The sequence below is a fragment of the Lactococcus muris genome, assembly GCF_042849115.1.
Taxonomy (GTDB): Bacteria; Bacillota; Bacilli; order Lactobacillales; family Streptococcaceae; genus Lactococcus; species Lactococcus muris.
In genome coordinates, this window is record NZ_BAAFQO010000016.1 from 1 (window position 1) to 21,551 (window position 21,551).

Sequence of the window (21,551 nt, forward strand, 5' to 3'; positions counted from 1 at the left end):
TGAGCGTAACCAAGCATGAACCACCAGCCTTTCCAGCTACAGTATCGGCTTCCCAATGTCCAATCTCCAGACCTTGATTGGCACTTTCTGGACGTTCATGAATGGTATGGGAGATAGGGATTTTCCCTCTCTTTTCTTGATGTCCTTTCGTGTGCCTAGTTTTCCCTTTATGACGCAGTGAACGAATTAACCCACGATTACCATGACTTAATTTTTCAAGCTCAAATAGGCCATTATAGATTGCCCTATAGATGGTTGTATAACTGACCTGTACTTCCGAATCTTCATGCTTTAATCGTGCAGAGATTTGTTCAGGAGACCATTGTAAATCAACGAATAAGTGTCTCACTTTCTCCCAATATTGACGATTGCTGAAGATTGCTTTTCTTCCACAATGACTTTTTCTGCTCCGGTATTTGCTTTGGGCAACCGTTGGAGAGTAGTCCTGATTAACACTATTTCTTTTAAGCTCCCTTGAAATTGTGGAGACACTCCGATTTAAGCGTCTAGCGATTTCACGCACAGAAACCTTTTGTGATGACCACAAAAATATACTTTCTCGTTCAAATATTGTAAGATGAGTATAGGGACTATTCATATTTCCTCCAGCTTAATAATGTTCTCGACAAACTTATTATACTGGATTTATGAATAGTCTTTTTTCTGTTGCACTTAAATTATAAATTCAAGATAAAAAAAGGGCAGTAGATTTTAATCTACCACCACAGATTATACAGAACCAAAACTCTTTTTACGGATTTAAACGTTGTAGTACCTCTTGCCATAAGTTTCCGCTGAAAACGCGAGTTGCTTGTCCTCCTCCAAGCACACCATAACCTAGCATTAGGCCTGTTGCTACTGCTACAACTACAAGAACAAGGACTAAGAGGAGCAAAGAAAGGCGAATCCCTAAGACTTTAATCGTTTTTTTAATCATCTATTTCCTCAAGTTCTGGAACACGTTCAATATCTGCTCCAAGTGATTTTAATTTTTCATGAAATCGATAGTAACCACGATCAAGGTGATTTAATTTACGAACGGTAGTTTGCCCTTGGGCTACCATTCCTAACAAAATCAAAGCTGCACTCGCGCGTAAATCTGTTGACTTAACTTGGGCACCTTGCAACTTACGTGTCCCTTGGATAATGGCTGTGTTTCGCGTGATATCGACAGTCAATCCCATACGGCGCATTTCTTCCAAGTGCTGGAAACGGTTTTCAAAGACTGTTTCAATCATCGTTGATTCACCATTTGCAATAGCTTGCACAGCAGTCATCTGTGATTGCATATCTGTTGGAAAACCTGGATGTGGCAAAGTTTTGACATTGGTTGGTTTTAAAACTTTAGGACCGATAACACGGAGCCCTTCAGCTTCTTGGACGAATTCCACCCCCATCTCAATCAATTTTGAAATCAGCGGTCGGTTATGCTCACGAACAGCATCTTTGATTAGGACATCACCTTGTGTCATTGCAGCTGCTACCATGAAGGTTCCAGCTTCGATACGGTCTTGGACTACTGCGTGGTTGGCCCCATGCATTTTTTCAACCCCTTTGATGATGATGGTATCCGTTCCCGCACCTTTGACATTTGCTCCCATCTTATTGAGCCAGTTGGCCAAATCAACAATCTCAGGTTCACGTGCAGCGTTTTCCAAAGTTGTTGTGCCTTCTGCCAAAGTTGCTGCCATCATCAAGTTTTGTGTAGCCCCAACCGATGGAAAATCTAGATAAATGTAAGCCCCACGAAGTTTCTCAGCCTTGGCTTCAATATAGCCAGCTTCTTGAGTGATTTCAGCTCCCATCAATTCAAAGCCTCGCAGGTGTAAATCAATGGGACGTGAACCGATAGAACAGCCGCCCGGCATCGAAACACGAGCATGACCATTGCGCGCAAGGATAGGCCCCATTACGACAATGGAGGCACGCATCTTACTTACAAATTCATAAGGTGCCTTTATTTTTACCTTTGCAGCTGCTTGTGCTTTAACTGCTTTGTTTTCTTCTGAAAACTCCAAATCTACTCCAAGATGATCCACTAAGTTATTCATCATATAGACATCGCTCAGAATAGGAACATTCCGAAGAACAATTTCTCCCTCGCTTGGCAAAAGCGTTGCTGCAAGCAAAGGTAGAACGGCATTTTTTGCACCTTCGATTTCTACAGTTCCTTTAAGGCGTGTATTACCGCCCTTGACAATTATTTTATCCATTTGTTCATTCTTATAACTTCTTTATTCTAAAAGACAACCTAAATTATAGCACAATGAATCATTTCGTCAACTTTACAGGATTACGTCCGTTTCTTGTATCAACTGTTCCACTAAATGTCGCGGCAGGCTATAAATATACTGACAGTCTGTAAGATTTGGCTCTTCTCCCTCAAAGGTCTTGGTCACAAAACCAAGTTTTCCAGCCAAAATACTTCCTGCAGCATAGTCCCATGGTTGTAAGCGACTAAAATATCCCACAATTTTTCCTTCAAGCAAGTCTGCGTAAGCTATCCCAGCACTTCCTAACATTCTCACACCTAAAGTTTTCAGACTAAAGTCTGTCAGTTTATAAAAATTTTTACGGTAAATCATGGAATTTATAGCCAGTAAACTTTCTGACAACTCTTTAGGTTTATAGGCCAGCTTCCTGTTGTTACAAAATACGTGGTGCGCATTGTTCCAGTAAAGCTTATCTTCCATTACGTTAAGTATTAAGCCAAATTGCGCTTGTCCTTGCTCATAATATGCCAGCATCACAGCAAAGTTGTCTTGCTGTACAACGAAGTTAATGGTTCCATCAATGGGATCTAAAATCCAAAAATTTTCTTGAGATTGGTCAAAGGATACAAGGTTCTTTCCTGACTCTTCCGCCAAAATTTTATCTTCAGGATAGGCTTTGAGAATTTCTTCAATAATAATTTCTTGGACTTTTTTATCAAAATTTGTCACTAAATCACTGAAGCTACTTTTGTGAGAAATTTCCAGCCTCTGATGAATATTATCTCGAAGAAAAATGCCCGCTTCTCTGATCCAAACTTTCGCTTGCTCAAGCTTTTTCAAAGCGAACGTATTGTCTTTCACTAGCCTGTACCTCCTTTAGGGCACGATAAAGCGAATAACCACTGTTCTCCTCAAATTCTCGCCCCAGTTGCTTTTCTTGCATCTTTGAAGGAACAATTCGTTTAAACTCTTTGTAGTTTTCTAAAAATTCTTCCCGATTGACTTTGCTTTCATAAAATTTTTCAACTTGATTGAAAAAAGAGAGCACTGCAGTCATTTCAGCAGTACTCCAACTCAAATCAAGTGGATATTGATAATTTGTTTTCATAATTTTCCACTCTCCTTTTATCTCATTTAAAATTCGTTCACAGCTTGCCTCATCTCAGCACGGCGATAGTGACGAGGTAAAAAGGCACGTATCTCATCTTCATTAAAACCAATTTGTAACAAACGATCATCTGTAATAATCGGACGACGCAAAAGATTTGGATACTTTGTCACAAGATCAATTAACTCGTTAATTGTTAACTCATCAAGGTCCAAATCAAGCTTTTGAAATATTTTTGATCGAATCGAGATAATGTCTTCCGTACCATTTTCCGTTTTTGACAAAATTTTACGCAAGTCATCACTCGTCATCGGCTGTGTCAAAATATTGTGCTCCTTATAAGGGACACCGTGTTTATCCAACCATGCACGCGCCTTACGACAACTTGTGCATGACGGAGACAAGTATAAATCAACCACTTTCTTTCCCCATTCTATCTAGGCTGTGAACAATTCTAAAACTTGAGCAGCGCTATCATTTCGCTAATCATTATAACAAAATTTAGGGTTTAATAAAAGCGTGTTTTTTTACTATTGTGTGAGAATTTATGTCTATGTCACACATTGTTCATATCCTCACAAATTTCTTGCAAATCTTCAAATCTAATCCAGTCCATATTATAGTTTGGTATCTTTTGCATCTTGTTTGTAATATAACGCAGTTTTGTTTCGTTTTCTTCATCGTATAAAACTAAGGCGCCTTCCGAATTTTCAAGTAAGAAGTCGTTATACTGACGAAATTGACTGGGATTTTCGTAACTTTCGTAGGCATACTTGACATAATCTACATTTTTAAACTCCTGCAATTTAGCCTGATTGGCTTGATTCCAGTTTTTTCCATGCGTTTCAAAAGGAAAGATACTGGCTATGAAAAAATCATAATCCTTCTGCAACTCTTTGGAAACCTGTAAAGCCCAATATTCAAAACCCAGACTACCAGTAAAAATAACCCAATTAAGACCATTGTCCAAATAAGCTTCCAAGCGCATTTTTAAAGCTTTTTTGATAATACTTATTTTTATATCCTTTTCATCAAAAATCCCTAAGTCAAAAGCTGTGTAACCTGTGATAAGTAAAGTTTTCATAACTGACACTTCCCTGTAAAAAATATGCTATAATTACATTATACAATAGAGGTGACAATTTAATAAACGGAAAAATACTTATGTTGAAATATCCCCAAGGTTTAAACAAACAAGGAAAAGCTTTTTCAGAAAAAACATCTGGGAAAAAAATAGTGCATAACGCTGCGAAAAGTTCCCTGAATATGATAAAATCTAAACCGGCAGTAAAATTTGGAAAGCGTGGGATGAACTTTGAAGCCGAGATTAATGCCACCAATGATTACTATCTGGCACACGATATCGCTGTAATTCATAAAAAACCCACACCCATCCAAATCGTAAAAGTCGACTACCCCAAACGTAGCCGGGCAAAAATCACTGAAGCTTACTTTAGACAAGCTTCTACCACTGATTATTCCGGAGTCTACCAAGGGAGATATATTGACTTTGAGGCTAAAGAAACACATCAGAAAACAAGTTTTCCTCTGAAAAATTTCCATGAACATCAAATTGTTCATATGAAAAAGGTGATTGAGCAAAAAGGTATCGCTTTTGTTCTTTTACATTTTGCTTCTTTAGACGAAACCTACTACTTGCCTTCTGAGAATTTGATTCACTTTTATCATGAAAAGAACGGGCTAAAGTCCATTCCACTTGATTATATTAAAAAGCATGCTTACCCGCTTTCATCCAATCAAATTCCTAGAATTCCCTATTTGGAAATCGTTAATAAACTTTGTGAGGTGAATTAAAATTTCTACGAACAAACGAAAAAAATCAAAAGCGAGTCAAAAGAAAAATACGGCTGTTAAAAGATCACTCATTTCCACATTGAAATGGGCTTTAATTCTGATTTTTTCGGCTGTCATCTTTACTTTTGTTGCTGCAGGTGCACTTTTTATATACTATGCAAAAGATGCTCCTAAATTAGATATGAGCAAGCTTGAGTCCCCTCCTTCAACAGTTGTTTACGACAAGGATGAAAACATTATTGCAACACTTGGGGCAGAACAACGCGACTTAGTACAAACAGACAATATTCCTGTTATGCTTGTCAATGCCGTTACCTCAATTGAAGACCACCGCTTTTTTAATACACGAGGTGTTGATCCGATACGTATTGTCGGCTCTTTATTAAATAACTTACGTGGCGGACATATTCAGGGTGGTTCTACCCTAGACATGCAGTTGATTAAGCTCTCTTTTTATTCTACGGACTCTTCCGATCAAACCATGCGTGTAAAGATTCAAGAAGCTTGGCTTGCTTTACAGCTTGATCAAAAGTGGTCTAAGGAGCAAATTTTTACCGCTTATGTCAATAAAGTCAACATGGCTAATGGCTATTATGGTATGGGAACTGCTTCCAAGGCTTACTATAACAAGCCGTTAACCCAGTTATCTATTGCGCAACTTGCATTGCTGGCAGGGATGCCTCAAGCACCAAATACCTACAACCCTTATAAAAATCCAGAAGCTGCGAAGTATCGTCGTGATCTGGTTATCAATTCCATGTATCGCTTTGGTAAAATTACGGAAAAACAAAGAGATGAAGCGCTTAACACGCCCATTGATGATGGTCTTCAAACATTAAAAGGCGGCGCAAATATTCCTGAGTACGCTAATGACTTTATCACAGAAGCCATCAAACAGGCCAATCAAGAAACAGGGCTAGATGCTCCAAATGCTGGCTTAAAGATATATACAACACTTGACAGTAAAGCTCAAAATGACCTCTTCAACATTGTCAATACTAATGATTCTGTTCCTTTCACAGATGACGAGCTCCAAGTCGCTTCAACCCTCATTGACACACAAACAGGTGGTGTAGCTGCTCAAATCGGCAGTCGTAAGCGCGAAATTACTCCTTTTGGTTTCAATCAGGCTACTGCGGTAGACCGCGACTGGGGCTCAACAGTAAAACCTTTGGTTGACTATGCCCCAGCTTTCGATAATGGTATTTACACAAGTACTGCTCAAACTATCTCGGACTCTGGACCTTACTTTTATCCAGACTCTCCGAACATTCAGTTGAACAACTGGGACAACCGCTATCTCGGAAATATCACTGTGCGACAGGCTTTAGCCCTTTCACGTAACATTCCAGCCATCAAAACATTAAATGCAGTTGGACTTGACAAAGCTACCGAGTTTGCGAACAAGTTGGGCTTTAAATATGCCGTAGAAACAGGAACAAATGCCAATGGTGAAGCAACTTTTGAACCAGGCACGATGACATACTCAAACGGTATTTCAAGTAATTCAAGAAGTAAGGATACTCAATATGGTGCCAGCTCTGAACGTATGGCTGCTGCTTATGCTGCCTTAGCTAATGATGGTATTTATACTAAACCTTACTATGTTTCAAAAATCATCATGCCTGATGGTTCGACAAAAACTTACGAACCGGAGCGCACACGTGCTATGAAGCCTTCTACAGCCTATATTATTACTGATATTCTCAAAGGAGTAATCAAAGGTAATGACGGAGCAATACCGGCACTTTCTACAGGTCTTTACGCCCAAACTCCTGGACTCCCAGAAGCTGGAAAAACGGGGACTTCAAACTATGATGCCAGTGAATATCAACAAGCATTAGAAACTGCTGGTATTACCCAAGCACAACTCCAAGGTGGATCCATGGCACCTGATGAAAACTTTGTCGGCTACACGCCTCAGTATGCAATGGCTGTATGGACAGGTTACAAGAACAAGCTCCAGCCTATTTATGGCGAAAATATGTACATTGCCGCCAAAGTTTTCAAAGCAATGATGAATGATCTTTATCCCGATCCAACATCTGTTGAAGACTGGCAGATGCCTACTGACGTTATAAAACAAGGTTCTGAACTTGCTGCAACAGGAAATTAATCTATGAAAATCAATAAAATCGTCAGTGAAATTGCTCAGGAAAATGCTTATATCCTGAGTAATTCTACTTTTAGCTTACTTATTGACCCAGGCAGTCAGCCTGATAAAATCCTTGAGAAACTCAAAGAAATCAATAAACCTCTTGCTGCTATTTTACTCACTCATGCTCATTTTGACCATATCATGGGACTGGACACCATCAAGGAAGCCTATCCCAAAGCTTTAGTTCTGCTGCATGAAAGCGAAAAAGATTGGCTTACGCATCCCGAGCTTAACGCTTCCGCTTCAATGATGGGTAAACCCGTAACTTGTAAAACAATCGTGGATGAATATTATAGCTGCAATACACCTTATAATTTTTCAGGGTTAGAGTTCTCTGTTCAGCATACACCCGGTCACTCTCCCGGTGGAGTAAGTTTTGTCTTTGAACAAGAAGGAATCGTTTTTTCTGGAGATGCTCTTTTTTCAGGTTCAATTGGCAGAACAGACTTGATCGGTGGAAATCATGAACAGCTCCTTCACTCTATTAAACAAGAGCTTTTCTCTCTGCCAGATGACTATATTGTTTATCCTGGTCATGGTCCAAATACTACTATTGGAAAAGAAAAACTGTATAATCCATTTTTTTAATATAAAAGTCCTCACACGGATACGCACTCCAAAGGCTAGTTTTTTCAGTCTAACTTTTGGTGGTCCTATCAGCATGAGGTCTTTTTATAATGTTCTTTTGTGCTCACCACTTTATTTTTGCGTTCCATACATCAACTGGGACAAAACAAATAGATACGATATTACTCTATTTTTAACTAGAATAAAAAAATCGTGAAGCTAATAAAGCTTCACGATAGGATATATTAGACAGATAAAGTTTGCCCTGGATAGATATTTCCTGTGATACCGTTCATAGCTGCAAGTTCATCTGCCGTCAACCCATAGACCGAAGCAATCGAAGTTAAAGTGTCACCAGACTGAACAGTGTATGTACGAGAAACTGCTGAGGCAGAAGTTGAAACCGTGGTAGAGGCAGCTGCTAAAGGAATCTGAAGAACTTGACCTATCATGATATGGTCTGTAGCTTGAAGTCCATTTTGAGCGAGGATGGCATCCATGGTTACACCATATTGCGCTGCAATGTCATAGACAGTATCACCTTTTTTCACAGTGTAGGACTGCAAACCATAAGCACTGCTAGCAGGCGTTGATGTAGGTGATGCGGTAGCGTAACTTGTGGTTGAAGGCGCAGCAACACCACCTCCATCATAGGCCGTCAAGCCATACTCTGCAATTAAAGCATTGAGTTTTGCGGCATAATTTGGGTCTGTTGCATAACGGCCTTGCAACCAAGCCGTTGCATCTTGGTAAGAGCTCGTGTTTTCACGCCAAACACCAGAATACAAGAATGAACCTCGCAAAAGTTGCGCTTGAGCTACACAAGCTTCAGCAACTGAACCATAAGCTTGGAAGGGCTCAACAACATTTTGCATCTGCCCATCAATAAACTCTTGTGTTGGAAGGTAAACAGGAGTTCCCGATGTATATTTTACACCAAAGATATTGTTATAATTGACAGCCAGAGCACTTTGGCCTGCACTGCTCTCTAAAATTCCCTGCGCAATCATCACAGACGGATAAAGACCGTATTCGTTAGCAACAGGCGTCGCTGCTTCTGCTAACTCCTGTACAGACATTGCTTGTGCTTTTACCGCTCCAAGACTGGTGAGTGCAACTGCTGCTGCACCAAATAAAAATTTGTGCTTTGTTCTCATTCTACAAAAACTCCATAAATAAAATATTTATTAATTCTAAGTATATACTATTTGCTAGTCAATGTAAACCTATACAATTTGTTATATGATAATTTTATAATCTTTATTCGCTTTTTTTATGTAAAAGTGGTAGAGTAAGTTTTATAATAGAGAAAAGAGTCCTTAGGGATAAAAAGGAGAATTTTATGTCTAAAATTTATGAAAATATCACGGAACTTATCGGGCAAACACCCGTTATTAAGCTTAGAAATCTTCCTGCAGATAGTGCAGAAGTTTATGTCAAGCTTGAAGCCTTTAATCCCGGTGGTTCTGTAAAAGATCGTATCGCGCTCAATATGATTCGTCAGGCTGAAATTGATGGTCTTTTACAAGCTGGCGGCACTATCGTCGAACCCACATCTGGCAATACAGGCATCGGCCTTGCTTTTGTAGGTGCTGCTCTGGGATACAAGGTTGTTATCGTTATGCCTGAAACTTTCTCTGTGGAACGCCGTAAGTTGATTCAAGCTTACGGTGCTGAGCTTGTCTTGACACCAGCAGCTGGCGGAATGAATGAAGCCATTGCTACAGCAGAACGCCTCGCAAAGGAAAACGGCTGGTTCCTTCCCCTTCAGTTTGAAAATCCAGCTAATCCAGCTGCTCATGAAGCAAGCACTGCTGTGGAAATACTCGAAACTTTTGGTAAAACTGGTTTAGATGCCTTTGTTGCAGGCGTTGGGACTGGTGGGACAATTTCAGGTGTTTCGCATGCTCTGAAAAAAGCCAATCCTGCACTTAGAAGTTATGCTGTTGAGCCAGCCACTTCCCCACTTTTAAATGGCGGACAACCCCAACCTCATAAAATTCAAGGTATTGGAGTGCCCTTCATCCCTAAAGCTCTGGACACTTCTTCTTACGATGAAGTCATCGATGTTCCTATCGAAGAAGCTTTTAGCACTGCTCGCGAAATCGGTTTTAATCAAGGTTTCCTTGTGGGTATCTCTAGTGGTGCGGCTATCTGGGCTGCACTGGAGGTCGCTAAGAAACTGGGTAAAGGTAAAAAAGTGCTGGTTCTGTCCGCAGATAATGGCGAACGCTATCTTTCGACAGAACTGTATGATTTTTAGTTTGGAAAATTCGAGTGGGAAGTGAGTCCTTAAGCTAAAAGCTAGTGTCTTTCTCGCAAATTTATAAAAAGAAACCGCCCTATTAGCCTACTTATGTGCTGAGAGTGAGCGGTTTTTCTGTTTTTTAAGTTGTGGATTGGTGGATGATGAGGGCGGGGCGAGCGCGATGAGGTATAGTTCCACTATCAACTCGTAGTGCTCCTGAAGCATTTACTACAATCTGACTAGGAGGGTTACCCATTGGATTAGGATTAGCTCGAGTACGTGTGGACCATGAGCTACCAGAGGGAATTGTACGGTCCGCAAGGTTACTAAAGCTACCATTTTGTGACAAACGGGTCACATCTGCCAAAGAAAGAGAAAATGCTCCTCTTCGCCCTTCAAGACTCACTGCCGTCAAATCTTCTGCTTGAATTGAGAAATCTTCTAGATTAGTAGGTATCCAATTATTGCTCTCTTTTTGTTCCCATATGAGCTCACTGGCAGAAAACGTAGGTGTCATAAGTGGATTTGCCACAGGCTGAACAATAGCCTTGACCATATCATTAAGGGCATCATACCAATCTTGATGAGCATGGAAATCTGTATTTATAGGTACGCCCGCAAAGATACCTTCATTTTTTATAATCATATGATTCCCCTCACTCATATCATCAAGATAACGGTATTCTTCTCCAGCCATGGTAAAGATACGCCCTGGCTCCATGGAACTAAAGTTAAAAGCAGATACAGGAGCATCAGAGGAAGGATTCCCATCTCCATGACTTCTAATAACTTCAAGAAGGTTGCTCACCTCTCCTGATGTCGGTTCATCTTCAAAATCACTGTCCGGCGTAATCAACTGACTGTCCACATGGATAGCGTAGTAATAAGAACCACGGATATCATGTGCCGCCTCTGTCATCTCCGCTGCATCAAGCAGATATGAGCTGGCTTGGCCTTCATTGAGTTGATTTGCCCAGTAAGCCCAGCCTGTTTCATGGTCGATAACCCAGAAGTTGCCGATTTTCTCTTCGTTGGAAAGTGTTGCCCATTCTTCTAGGTCTATTGGTGCATGGTCTTGCGCCAAGTGTTGGGCTGTTGTACGTTCTGTACCATCCGATGCTCCCGGCCAAACTGTACTTGTTGGCCCCTGACCATTCGTATAACTCTCTCCTTCTTGCCAGTAGGCATCCTCACCCGTACCCGGATGAGTGGCCCCATCTGTCTCACCGTCTGTGGCACTATCGCCAGCGATGTAGTCTCGCGCATGCCCCGCTGCAGCCGTCATCAAATCTTCTGAATCGCGGTTGAAGGTGGGCAAGTACCAAGGCGCACGTTCTCCTTGACGGGTCCAACCAAAGGTCAAGTTACTATATTGGTTAAAGACGGCAGAGTCCCCCGTGCGGATACTGAGGCTTTCTGTTGAGGGGATGTAGGTCGTCCAGGTCTCTACGCTCTCCCGAACGGCAGTTGGCACTATGGAGTTGAACTCCTCTTCTCCACGGGCTCGAATCGCCATAAACTCAGACAGACGAATCCGTGCCATGACAGGTTCCTCCCCATAATTTTCGACAAAGACATCCTTGTTTTCGGTGTCACGATTATAGTAATCATGAACACGGCCACCAACTTCGAATGCATTATCTCTTAGGCGGTCGTTAATGGCGCGTTGGTTGAAGGCGGTAAAGGCGAATGTCCCTGCAATCAGCAGAAGGAGTGTGAACAGAACTAGGGCAATCCCCAGTTTTCTCTTGTTTTTTACGTGCATTTTATTTTTCCTCTTTTTTTAATTTTTTCGGTTGGCAGTGATGTCGAATAGGAGTACTCTCAGGTATATGACCAGCAGCACACGGCAAAAAACGTCCCAGTCATCCGGAACGTTTTGGTGCATAGAGAAAAGAACGGCAATCTACCGCCTGTTTATGTGCTGTGCTGTGCTGTGCTGTGCTGTGCTGTGCTGTGCTGTGCTGTGCTGTGCTGTGCTGTGCTGTGCTGTGCTGTGCTGTGCTGTGCTGTGCTGTGCTGTGCTGTGCTGTGCTGTGCTGTGCTGTCTGATTATAGAGCATGGCTTTTTCCTCGTCAAGTATATTGTACACATTAAGTAACACAATATACATATTATATAATGTTATTGTAATCTTTTTTCTTACCAAATTCAAAGTGATATCATAAAAATGATGGTGTGGAGAATAGTTACCAATAAAACACTCAAACAAAAAAAGCACTTAACCCTTGCATTCTTGTACAGAGGATTAACTACTTTTTTTCATTTTTGGGATATTGGTCCAATTTCTTTTCTCAGGGTCGAACTGGTCTAAGCTTCTTGGCTTTCCAAGTCTACAAGCTTCCTCCCTAGTTTCTTCAAAAGTTTTTGACTCTCTCCTTTGCCAAAACCTTTTAGAAATGCCTTTCACCTAAAACAGTGATAACAGTTAACAATCATCCTGCAACTTTAAGCATTTCCTGATAAATGTTTCGGAAAATGGTAAGGAAAGTCTCAACTTCTAACATATTGTTGGTATGGTCTAAACTAATGCGCACTGCGCTTGTTGCGAGGTCTGGCTTGACATGCATTGCCATGAGTGTACCAGCAGCTGCATTTTTCTTTGAGGAACATGCTGAAGTTGTTGAAATATAAATCTCATGCTTTTCGAAAGCGTGGACAACCACTTCTCCTCGGACACCGCGTATTCCAAAAGTGAGAATATTCGGCGCAAAGTTCTCCATTCCCGAAAATAGGATGACCTTCTCTTGTTTGGAAAATTCCTCAAAAATAACGGCCTTCATTTGGCGAATTTTTTCAGTCTTCTGCTCAAAGTTTTCTAGATTAAGACGAAGCGCCTTAGCTGTTGCTGCAATCCCTGCTAAGTTTTCCGTTGTCGAACGTTTATTGTTCTCTTGACCTCCTCCATGCAGCAGAGGGGTTAAACGTTTTCCTGATTTAACATAAAGAAAACCTACACCACGTGGGCCATGAAACTTATGAGCAGAAAAGGTCGCAAAGTCAACACGTTCCAACATAAAATCTTCAACAGCAATTTTCCCAATGGCTTGTACTGCATCGATATGAAAAGAAATCGTTGGCCTGTCTTCTAGAAGTTTTGCAATTCCCTTGATGGGCTGAATAGCGCCTACTTCATTATTAACCGCCATTACAGATATCAAAATCGTGTCCTCACGAATGAGGGCTTCCAGTTCTGGCAATTTGACGAAGCCCTTTTCATCAACAGGGGCTAGCTCAACCTCAAAGCCTTGTGCAGCTAACCAAGCTGCTGTGTTCTTAACTGCTGGATGCTCTACAGCAGAAATAATAATATGCTTGCCAAATTTTTCCTTTTCAAAAGCAACACCTTTGAGTACCCAGTTATCACCTTCTGTTCCCCCACTTGTAAAAAAGATCTCGTCCGAGTGCACATGGAGTAATTCGGCAATTTGACGGCGTGAAGCCTCTAAAAGACGTGTCGCTGTTGAGCCTAAGTTGTGCAAACTTGAAGGATTCCCCATAATTTTAGTGGCAACATCTGTATAGGTGCGTAATACTTCTGGATGGATAGCTGTCGTGGCTGAATTATCAAAATAAATGATCTTTTCGTCCTCATTTCTGAATATCGTTCAATGCCTTTCTACTAGAGAAATAAGGCATTTCTCATCCTTTCATTCTATCACTTTTTTCTTGCTTTTTACAGCTTAAAAACCGAAAACTGATCGGACTGAAAAATCTGGATATTCATCTTTCTCTACGCAAGATAAAGTCATGCCTTAGATAAAAAGAAGAAACTTTTCTGTTGCTCCTTTCAGCTTCTGCTCTTATTTTTTCCAAACAAAAAAATACCATGGTTCTCCACGGTATCAGTATTTCTACGCTAGATTATTTAACAGCGTCTTTCAAAGCTTTACCAGCTTTAAATGCAGGAACTGTAGTTGCTGCGATTTTGATAGCTGCACCAGTTTGTGGGTTGCGACCTTCGCGAGCAGCACGTTCACGAGTTTCGAAAGTACCGAAACCGATAAGTTGAACTTTTTCTCCTTTTGCGAGGAATTCAGTCACTGATTCACCGAAAGCGTTAACTGCTTTTTCAGCATCTTTTTTAGTTAATCCAGCTTTTGCTGCAACTTCAGCGATAAGATCTTGTTTGTTAGCCATTTTAAAAATGTCCTCCATATTTTGTTTTACCTGTTCTTATTAGGCACTTTTCATTTTATCAAATGTTGTGGACCTTTGCAAGCCTAAACAGCGTTTTTCTGCGGTTTTTAAGTGATTTTAAGATTTAATCATCAAATTAAAAATGAAATTTCCACTGACTAAATCTAGCTGATCTGCCTTTAAATACAGGTTATCTGCTAAGGCAAGTCGTGGCAAATGAACCACAACTTGATCCTTTGCTGGCAAGACCTCAACGAAACTTGGAAGCTTGATGCTTGACTTCACATAACTCAGTATAGCACTCGTTGGAAGGTCAAGCGTTCCTGCAGACACACTTGTTACTTGAAGCGCAATGGAACCATCGTTTAAAGCTAAGGGTTCAAAGTATATATAAAGAGGAATTTTTTGACCGAAAAGTTGATAAGAAGCTTCTAAAACAGCCTGATTAGACAGGTAAAACTTATAACTCATCTCTGGTGTTTGAAAATCCTGAAGATAGGTGTTAATCAACTGATTCAACTGATCTCTATTTGTACTTACTTTGCCCACTTCTGTCGCCTCAGAAACTGTAGGGACATTTGTTAAGCTTGCTTGATCTCTTACATTAAATATTCGACTGGCAACAAAAGCTACGCCTCCTAGATTTATAGCAAGTAAGGCAAGAAAAAGCCATTTCCAAATTGTTTTTTTATTTTTCATTGTTCACCTGATATTCTTTGAACACTGCATTAGCCATGATTTGATAGCCTATATTATTAGGATGGAAACTGTCTGCTGCATAGAGTAAATCATTTGTTTGACCCTTGCTTTCAGAAATTCCTGACTCTCCATCAATTCCCTTATAAAGCAAGTCATTGATAGCTACAAAGCTAGCATTGTTTTCTTCTCTCACGAGTGCTTCTGTGGCAGTGTTCCAGTTATTAATGATATTTTGCAAGGCTGTGATATTAGGAAAATTTAGATAAAAAGGATTATAGATGCCCAGCACATAGACATGCGCCTTGGGATTAGTCTGACGGATATTCTCAAATATCTTTTTTAACTGTTTTTGATAATCCTTTGCGGGTTGCTCAAAGTCTTTTTCTCCTAACTTTGATAGGTTAGAAACATTATCACGAATCACCTTCATAACATCATTTCCACCAACAGTAAGCGTGATAAAATCCGCATGCTTTAGAGCTTTCTGGATGTCATCACTCTGCATTTTGTTATAAATCTGAGTACTGGTATCTCCCGCATGTCCAAAATTTTGCGCTGCCACTTTGACAGTATATCGATTTTCTATCTCTTTAGCCAAAAGCGGAACAAAACCTCCTTGACCAGTCGCATCTCCAACACCTTCTGTTAACGAGTCGCCCAGCGCAACATAATTTATCGTTTTATCTTGTTTTTGTGCTTGATTTTTTAAACGATTTCCAGCTGGTGCAAACATCATCGAGAGTACGGAAAATACAAGTAAACTTGCTAACAAGAAGCCAGCAAGTTCAAGAAGAATTTTCAGTTTCTTACTCATAATCAATCATAACAGCCCAAGCACCAGGTCCTGTATGTGTTGCAATCGTAGAGTTTGTATCCAAAATAGAAATTGGTTTTTCGACAAATTTTTGTAGTGCTTCCTTGGCTTTAAGTGAAAAATCAAGTGCTTCTACATGAGAAATACCAATTTCACGAATTTTTCGTCCAGATGATGCTACATGTTCTACTGTTTCATCCAACCATTTTGTGAAAGTTTTATTTCCACGCCCACGCATCATCACACCTAGTTCACGGTCCTTAAGTTCCATGACAATGCGGACGTGCAAAAGACTTCCGACAATACCTTTTGTACGGCTAACACGACCACCTTTTACCAAATTTTCCAATGTTGAGATACCGATGAAAAGTTCTGTATTTTCGCGAACATGGTTGATGCTCTGCAGGATTTCTTCTTTGCTCAAGCCCTCTTTGGCTAAGCGCGCAGCTTCAATAACTTGAAACTTTAAGCCTTGGTCCGTAAAATCACTGTCTAAAACGGTAACATTGCGTCCAGAAAGCATTGCACCTTGACGCGCTGCTTGCACAGTTCCACTCAGACTCTCGGTAATGTGGATGGAAATAATCTCATCCTCTGTACTTGCAAGCTTTTCATATGTTTCTGCAAAGACACCAACAGGTGGTTGACTTGTTTTAGGTAAAGCTTTTGAACCTTTCATTTTTTCCACGAAAGCGTTCAATGATAAATCTGAATCAAGGTAAGTTGTTCCCTCGATGGTTACAGACAGCGGAACCACAGTAATGTCATATTTTTCTACTAATTCTGGTTCAACAGTTATTGATGAATCTGTCACAATTTTAATTGCCATATTTTCTCCAAATCAAAATAAAAAGACTTCGATTTCTTTTCTAAACAATCTATGTTAAGATATATTAATATTATATCAAATGAACTCCATTTTCGCTAATGCTCTTATTTAAATTTGAAATTTTTTTGATTTTAGAAAGAAAAATCTCATAGAAAGAAGGATATCAATGGAAAAGCAAGCTTCTCGTGCTTATCAAATTGTTAATGAAGTCTTTAATGCTGTCACACATGGGATAGGAACCGGCCTTGCGATTGCTGGACTCGTTTTGCTTATACTTAAAGGCGTTTCCAATAATTCCCCTCTGCAGATTGTCGCCTTTTCAATCTATGGTGCTTCGCTTGTTCTGCTTTTTCTTTTTTCGACACTGGCACACAGCCTGCACTTTACACGTGCTCAAAAAGTCTTTCAAGTTTTTGATCATAGTGGAATCTTCTTGCTTATTGCAGGAACTTATACTCCTTACTGTCTCATCACACTTGGAAACTGGATGGGCTGGAGCATGCTTGCTCTTGTGTGGATATGTGCTATTTCAGGAATTGTTATAACAGCCATCTATTTGCCACGGTGGAACACGGTACCCAGAGGTTCGACAATCCTCTACATCGTTATGGGGTGGATTATTCTTTTTGCCATCTATCCCTTGTGGCAACTGCTGCCTGCTTATGGCTTCTGGTTCTTGGTAGGGGGCGGCATCATTTATTCTGTCGGTGCTATTATCTATCGCTACAAATTTCCCTTTGCGCACGTCATTTGGCATCTTTTTGTTTTAGGGGCAGCTCTATTAATGTGGTTTTCTATTTATGGCTATGTGGGTTAGTGTGAAGTTTCCCCCTCATTCGAAAATACCAATAAGTCTTTAACTACAATAACCGCAGCGTATTAAAAAACGCTATTTATAAACAGCGTTTAAGACATAAGCTTCCAATTTCTTCAAAAGTAACTCGCTTTCTTCCACATAGACTTGTGTCTGTGTGGTTTTTTTAGTGTCTGCAAAATGTAAAATAACTTGTATTGCTCCCGGAAAATCTCGCAATATCCGAGAGACATTTTTATTGTGGCGTGTATCGGCAAGATTTAGCCAAAGTTTGCGTTGAGTATCTTCGACTTCTGTAATCCTGTCTGCGATCATTTGCAAGTTTTCATTTCTTTCGGAAATTTTTCCAGAAATCAGATAAAACTTCCCTTTTTCCAAATCAGCCATGTAGCGCCGATAATTTTCCGGAAAAAGAGTGATATCAAAATTTTCTTTACTGTCTGTTCCTGCCAAGAAAGCCATCGTTTCACCGTTTTTCGTCCGATGCGTTCGAATGGAAAGCAGTTCTACTAAAATAACCGCTCTTTTATTCTTCTGCAAATCTTGGATATAAGTAAAATGTCCCTTTAGTTTGAGCGCCAGCGTTTGCAATGGATGCGGAGTAATGCCAACACCCATGAAATGTTTTTCAAACTCATACTTCTCTGACTGCAAGTAATCCTCAGCCTCTTGATAAGAAAACTTCAAAGCCGAGTCCCCAAAGAGGTCCAACTGTATATTTTGAGTGTAGTCAATCAAAGTAGGCAAGTTTTTCGCCAATTTTCCTCTATTTTTTTCTTGATCATCAAATGCCCCAATCTGAATCAAGGGCAAAAGATATTCTTGCTTCTGGAAGTTCTGCGGTAATTTTTTCACCAAATCCGACAAGTCAGCAAAAGGTCTATTTTCAACTATCCAGAAAGCCATATCTCTAGGAACAGTTCTAACATTTGCCAAGCCGAGAGCAATTTTCTTGTTTTCCACACGATCATGATAAGGCATCCGATTAATCACAGGGCGCTCCATCTGAAAGGCATTGTCTAGAGCATCTTGAATCATCATTTCTCTTTTACGGTCGCGCAGTTGCACTTCGTAAAATTCATCTGGATAATTCGCCTTAAAATAGGCAATCTGAAAAGCCAGAGCAGCATAAGCATAAGCGTGTGAGCGATTAAACCCATAGTTTGCAAAACGTTCAATCAAACGGTATATCTCTAAGGCTTTTTCTTCTGTATGACCCATTTTTAAACTGCCAGCCAAAAACTCTGCTTGCAGTTCTTCAAATTCCTTACCTTTTTTCTTTGAAATCGCGCGACGTAACACATCCGCTTTTCCTAAAGAAAAACCTGCAAAACGTTGGGCTACCTGCATTATCTGTTCTTGATAAATCATAATCCCATAGGTCGGTGCTAAAATATCCGTCAGCGTATCGTCAATGACTTCTATCTCTTCTTGCCCGTGTCGCCGCGCCACAAATTCAGGGATAAACTGAGACGGACCAGGGCGAAAGATTGAAGTCGCATCCACAATATCCTCAAATTTAGTCGGAGTAAGATTTCGGAGGAAGCGTCTCATTTGAGGATTTTCAAACTGAAAAATTCCTAGCGTATTGCCTGCACGAAAAAGCGCCAGAGTTTCTTCATCCTCTAGATTAATCTTCAGAGGATTAATCCTAATGCTTTTCCGTTTTTCCACCAGCTCACACAAACGCTCAACGATAGTAAGGTTACGCAAACCCAAGAAATCTATTTTTAGAAGACCAATCTCCTCTATATCGGGAGCCTCATATTGTGTCAAAGCGAGATCATCCGAGGGCTTTAAGGGAACATAGTTGACAAGTGACTCTTGACTGAGCACCACACCAGAAGCGTGTGTCGATGTCTGGCGGGGTAAACCTTCAATACGCGTAGCTATCTCGTAAACTTTTTGCAGCCTGCCGTCTCGCAAAATTTCGGACTTTAGCTTAGGATTTTCTTCATATTCGTCACGAAGAGAACCAAATCGGTTTACAAGCATGCGTGTCAAGTTAGACAACTCTGCCTCGTTCATGCCAAATACTTTTCCTACATCACGTAGGGCTTGGCGCTTTCCTAAGGTAGAGAAAGTCACAATCTGCGCAACATGATCGCTACCATAGCGGCGTTTCATATAGGCCAAAAGTTCCGCACGCTTTGTATCAGGCATGTCGATGTCAATATCGGGCATGGCGACACGCTCTGGATTTAAAAAGCGCTCAAAGAAAAGATTGTTAGCCACAGGGTCAACATGTGTGATGCCTAAGGTATAAGCAACAAGGGAACCCGCAGCTGAACCTCTGCCCATTCCGCAATAGATGTTATTATCACTCGCATAGCGAAGTAGATCTGCAACGATGAGGAAATAGTCGTCGAAACCCATCTGATGGATAACCGAAAGCTCATGATCTAAGCGCTCACGATAAACTTTCCCCTCTGGTAAGTTTACTTCTGCTGTTTCGCGAAGAAGTTCTGCCGCATTTCTTCTCCTATCAAATTGAGGCAGCTCTAATTTTTCACTAAAATCATAAGAAATATCTTGAACCAAATGCTCAAGATTTGCCAAAGCCTGTGGGTTATTTTGCCTATAGAAATTTTCGTAAAATTCTGGTCTTTGTAAAAGCTGGTCGTTTGATAAGGTCAAACTCTGATCATAGGGTCTAAGATCACGAATCGCATGCAAAACTTCTAAGCTCTCATTATCTGACAAAGTGAGATAGCGCACCGGCTGAAAAGGCAAGGCAGGAAGCTTGAACGACATTTTCCCTGTCGTATGAGTAGAAATCCCAACATATATTTCTGCTTGAATCTGAGACAGGACAGATAGATTGGCATAGGATTCTGAGACAACTAAAGCCACATTATTTAGTAAGCCTTCAATATCTGAAAAGCGACGTCGACCATAGTTATGACTCGAAGAAATTTTTAAAAGATTTTTATATCCTTCAGTATTTTTCGCGATAAAGCTAACTGAAACAGGCAAGTTTTCCAACTCAAAAACCAGCTCTATTCCTATAATAGGCTGTAAGTTTCTTTTTTGCGCTTCTATCGCAAAGCGATAGGCTCCATGAAGATTTCCCACATCACAAATGCCCAGTTGTTTGTAGCCCTGTTTTTCTGCTATCCGCAGATAGTCTTGGACTCGAACAACACTATCGAGAAAACTATATTCCGTTTTGGTATTGAGTTGTGCGAACATATGGCCCCTTTCTGTTTATTTTTTACACTATTTTTCGCATTATTCTTGAATTTTAGTTCTAATAGTATTATACTTTATTTTGAAGAAAAATCGAAAGAAGAATCATTATGAAAGTACTTGTAACTCTTTTCTGGTCGGCTGTTATTGGCGAAGTTGTAGGTTACATTATAACTGCACTTGCTGGAGTACCTGACGAGCCATTGAGCACTTTGATTGTCTCACTTGTATTCGGACTTTTCGTTTTACTTATTAGTGAAGTCGGAGTGGTTCAACCAAAGAAATAATCTCTCTTAAATGACTGATATATAAAAAAGCAGCTTTTAGTCTGCTTTTTTTGTTTCATGATAATCACTTTCCTGCTTTTCCCAGTAATGTTTATCTTCCTCGCTAATTTCTCTTAAGACACGGGCAGGATTTCCCACTGCAATAACATGTGCGGGCAGATCTTTTGTCACTACTGCCCCTGATCCGACAATCGTTCCCTCGCCAATGGTAACACCAGGATTCACGATGACACCTGCGCCGAGCCATACACGATTTCCAATAGTGATTGGCTTTGCGTATTCAAGGCCACGAGCACGGACATCTGCATCAATAGGATGCAGCGGTGTAATCAGGCTCACACGAGGACCAAACATCACATCATCTCCAATAGTAATCGGTGCAACATCCAAAAAGATACAGTCGACATTGGCATAGAAGTTTTCACCAATATGCGTGTTAAAACCATAATCAACTTGAAGTGGCGGATTCACATAAATAGATTTTCCTGTACTTCCAAACAGTTGTTTTTCTAAGGCAATAATTTTTTCCTGTTCCAGTAGGCTGATTTGATTTATCTTTTGAGCAAGTGCCCTTGATGTTTGTGGATTATACTCTTTTTCAATCTTAGCTGCACTGTAAAGTTGACCTGAAATCATACGTTGATATTCTGACATGGTTCCCCCCCTCCC

At 40.4% G+C, this 21,551-nt stretch carries 23 protein-coding genes; 6 read left to right on the forward strand and 17 right to left on the reverse strand.

All coding sequences use genetic code 11. The features are described 5' to 3' along the window. The 7 genes from ACGHCK_RS09350 to ACGHCK_RS09380 form a co-directional block, all read right to left on the reverse strand. The coding region (locus ACGHCK_RS09350) for an IS30 family transposase (protein WP_394304538.1) at positions 1 to 598 on the reverse strand (598 nt) is incomplete at its 3' end. Positions 599 to 751: 153 nt separating this feature from the next. After that, positions 752 to 937, reverse strand: a complete 186-nt coding sequence (locus ACGHCK_RS09355; protein WP_202230740.1) for a DNA-directed RNA polymerase subunit beta — start codon at positions 935 to 937, stop codon at positions 752 to 754. After that, positions 930 to 2,213, reverse strand: a complete 1,284-nt coding sequence (gene murA / locus ACGHCK_RS09360) for a UDP-N-acetylglucosamine 1-carboxyvinyltransferase (RefSeq protein ID WP_202230742.1) — start codon at positions 2,211 to 2,213, stop codon at positions 930 to 932. Before murA ends, ACGHCK_RS09355 begins: the two co-directional genes overlap by 8 nt. Before the next feature lie 72 nt (positions 2,214 to 2,285). Next, positions 2,286 to 3,074, reverse strand: a complete 789-nt coding sequence (locus ACGHCK_RS09365) for an inositol monophosphatase family protein (RefSeq protein ID WP_251423806.1) — start codon at positions 3,072 to 3,074, stop codon at positions 2,286 to 2,288. Next, the gene (locus tag ACGHCK_RS09370) at positions 3,040 to 3,321 is read right to left on the reverse strand and encodes a UPF0223 family protein (RefSeq protein ID WP_251423803.1); all 282 of its coding nucleotides are present in this window, start codon (positions 3,319 to 3,321) and stop codon (positions 3,040 to 3,042) included. The genes ACGHCK_RS09365 and ACGHCK_RS09370 overlap by 35 nt, the downstream gene beginning before the upstream one ends. Positions 3,322 to 3,347: 26 nt before the next feature. Next, on the reverse strand, positions 3,348 to 3,740 hold the full coding sequence (gene spx / locus ACGHCK_RS09375) for a transcriptional regulator Spx (protein WP_202230748.1): 393 nt from the start codon (positions 3,738 to 3,740) through the stop codon (positions 3,348 to 3,350). Positions 3,741 to 3,877: 137 nt separating this feature from the next. Then, positions 3,878 to 4,405 (reverse strand): SLOG family protein, encoded by a 528-nt coding sequence (locus ACGHCK_RS09380; protein WP_251423800.1) that lies wholly within the window; start codon positions 4,403 to 4,405, stop codon positions 3,878 to 3,880. Between the two features lie 80 nt (positions 4,406 to 4,485). Here ACGHCK_RS09380 and recU point away from each other — a divergent pair, with 80 nt between their 5' ends. The 3 genes from recU to ACGHCK_RS09395 all read left to right on the forward strand — a co-directional run bounded on the left by recU (position 4,486) and on the right by ACGHCK_RS09395 (position 7,882). Further along, entirely contained in the window at positions 4,486 to 5,136 is a 651-nt protein-coding gene (gene recU / locus ACGHCK_RS09385; protein WP_202230752.1) for a Holliday junction resolvase RecU, read from the forward strand. A gap of 79 nt (positions 5,137 to 5,215) precedes the next feature. Next, complete coding sequence (locus ACGHCK_RS09390; RefSeq protein ID WP_271328448.1) at positions 5,216 to 7,252, forward strand: transglycosylase domain-containing protein; 2,037 nt, start codon at positions 5,216 to 5,218, stop codon at positions 7,250 to 7,252. Positions 7,253 to 7,255: 3 nt separating this feature from the next. Beyond that, the gene (locus ACGHCK_RS09395; protein ID WP_251423794.1) at positions 7,256 to 7,882 is read left to right on the forward strand and encodes an MBL fold metallo-hydrolase; all 627 of its coding nucleotides are present in this window, start codon (positions 7,256 to 7,258) and stop codon (positions 7,880 to 7,882) included. Between the two features lie 224 nt (positions 7,883 to 8,106). On the opposite strand, the gene ACGHCK_RS09400 is transcribed toward ACGHCK_RS09395, so the two are convergent. After that, positions 8,107 to 9,018, reverse strand: a complete 912-nt coding sequence (locus tag ACGHCK_RS09400) for a LysM peptidoglycan-binding domain-containing protein (RefSeq protein WP_251423791.1) — start codon at positions 9,016 to 9,018, stop codon at positions 8,107 to 8,109. 185 nt (positions 9,019 to 9,203) lie between these two features. On the opposite strand from ACGHCK_RS09400, the gene cysK reads away from it, so the two are divergent. Next, complete coding sequence (gene cysK, locus ACGHCK_RS09405; RefSeq protein ID WP_251423788.1) at positions 9,204 to 10,124, forward strand: cysteine synthase A; 921 nt, start codon at positions 9,204 to 9,206, stop codon at positions 10,122 to 10,124. Positions 10,125 to 10,248: 124 nt separating this feature from the next. On the opposite strand, the gene ACGHCK_RS09410 is transcribed toward cysK, so the two are convergent. The 7 genes from ACGHCK_RS09410 to ACGHCK_RS09440 form a co-directional block, all read right to left on the reverse strand. Beyond that, on the reverse strand, positions 10,249 to 11,874 hold the full coding sequence (locus ACGHCK_RS09410; protein ID WP_394304539.1) for a hypothetical protein: 1,626 nt from the start codon (positions 11,872 to 11,874) through the stop codon (positions 10,249 to 10,251). A 100-nt stretch (positions 11,875 to 11,974) separates the two neighbouring features. Beyond that, complete coding sequence (locus ACGHCK_RS09415; RefSeq protein ID WP_394304540.1) at positions 11,975 to 12,223, reverse strand: adenine methyltransferase; 249 nt, start codon at positions 12,221 to 12,223, stop codon at positions 11,975 to 11,977. Positions 12,224 to 12,545: 322 nt separating this feature from the next. Next, positions 12,546 to 13,691, reverse strand: coding sequence for a cysteine desulfurase family protein (locus ACGHCK_RS09420; protein WP_251422616.1), 1,146 nt, complete (start codon positions 13,689 to 13,691; stop codon positions 12,546 to 12,548). A gap of 283 nt (positions 13,692 to 13,974) precedes the next feature. After that, the gene (locus ACGHCK_RS09425; RefSeq protein ID WP_202230170.1) at positions 13,975 to 14,250 is read right to left on the reverse strand and encodes an HU family DNA-binding protein; all 276 of its coding nucleotides are present in this window, start codon (positions 14,248 to 14,250) and stop codon (positions 13,975 to 13,977) included. A 117-nt stretch (positions 14,251 to 14,367) separates the two neighbouring features. Further along, positions 14,368 to 14,949 carry a YpmS family protein gene (locus ACGHCK_RS09430; protein ID WP_202230169.1) on the reverse strand — a complete coding sequence of 194 codons (582 nt, stop codon included), beginning with the start codon at positions 14,947 to 14,949 and terminating at the stop codon, positions 14,368 to 14,370. Then, positions 14,939 to 15,763 (reverse strand): SGNH/GDSL hydrolase family protein, encoded by an 825-nt coding sequence (locus ACGHCK_RS09435; RefSeq protein ID WP_271328285.1) that lies wholly within the window; start codon positions 15,761 to 15,763, stop codon positions 14,939 to 14,941. The genes ACGHCK_RS09430 and ACGHCK_RS09435 overlap by 11 nt, the downstream gene beginning before the upstream one ends. Beyond that, on the reverse strand, positions 15,756 to 16,592 hold the full coding sequence (locus ACGHCK_RS09440; RefSeq protein ID WP_251422604.1) for a DegV family protein: 837 nt from the start codon (positions 16,590 to 16,592) through the stop codon (positions 15,756 to 15,758). Before ACGHCK_RS09440 ends, ACGHCK_RS09435 begins: the two co-directional genes overlap by 8 nt. A 166-nt stretch (positions 16,593 to 16,758) precedes the next feature. Between ACGHCK_RS09440 and trhA the strand changes: the two genes are divergently transcribed. Continuing rightward, positions 16,759 to 17,409, forward strand: a complete 651-nt coding sequence (gene trhA / locus ACGHCK_RS09445) for a PAQR family membrane homeostasis protein TrhA (protein WP_251422600.1) — start codon at positions 16,759 to 16,761, stop codon at positions 17,407 to 17,409. Positions 17,410 to 17,481: 72 nt separating this feature from the next. Here the strand turns inward: trhA and ACGHCK_RS09450 are convergent, their stop codons facing one another. Next, positions 17,482 to 20,598, reverse strand: coding sequence for a DNA polymerase III subunit alpha (locus ACGHCK_RS09450; RefSeq protein WP_251422597.1), 3,117 nt, complete (start codon positions 20,596 to 20,598; stop codon positions 17,482 to 17,484). Between the two features lie 107 nt (positions 20,599 to 20,705). Here ACGHCK_RS09450 and ACGHCK_RS09455 point away from each other — a divergent pair, with 107 nt between their 5' ends. Continuing rightward, positions 20,706 to 20,882 carry a DUF2929 family protein gene (locus ACGHCK_RS09455; protein WP_202230164.1) on the forward strand — a complete coding sequence of 59 codons (177 nt, stop codon included), beginning with the start codon at positions 20,706 to 20,708 and terminating at the stop codon, positions 20,880 to 20,882. A 36-nt stretch (positions 20,883 to 20,918) separates the two neighbouring features. Here ACGHCK_RS09455 and ACGHCK_RS09460 read toward each other — a convergent pair whose 3' ends face one another. Continuing rightward, positions 20,919 to 21,536: a sugar O-acetyltransferase gene (locus ACGHCK_RS09460; RefSeq protein ID WP_251422594.1), complete on the reverse strand. Its 618-nt coding sequence runs from the start codon at positions 21,534 to 21,536 to the stop codon at positions 20,919 to 20,921. Positions 21,537 to 21,551: the final 15 nt, after the last annotated feature.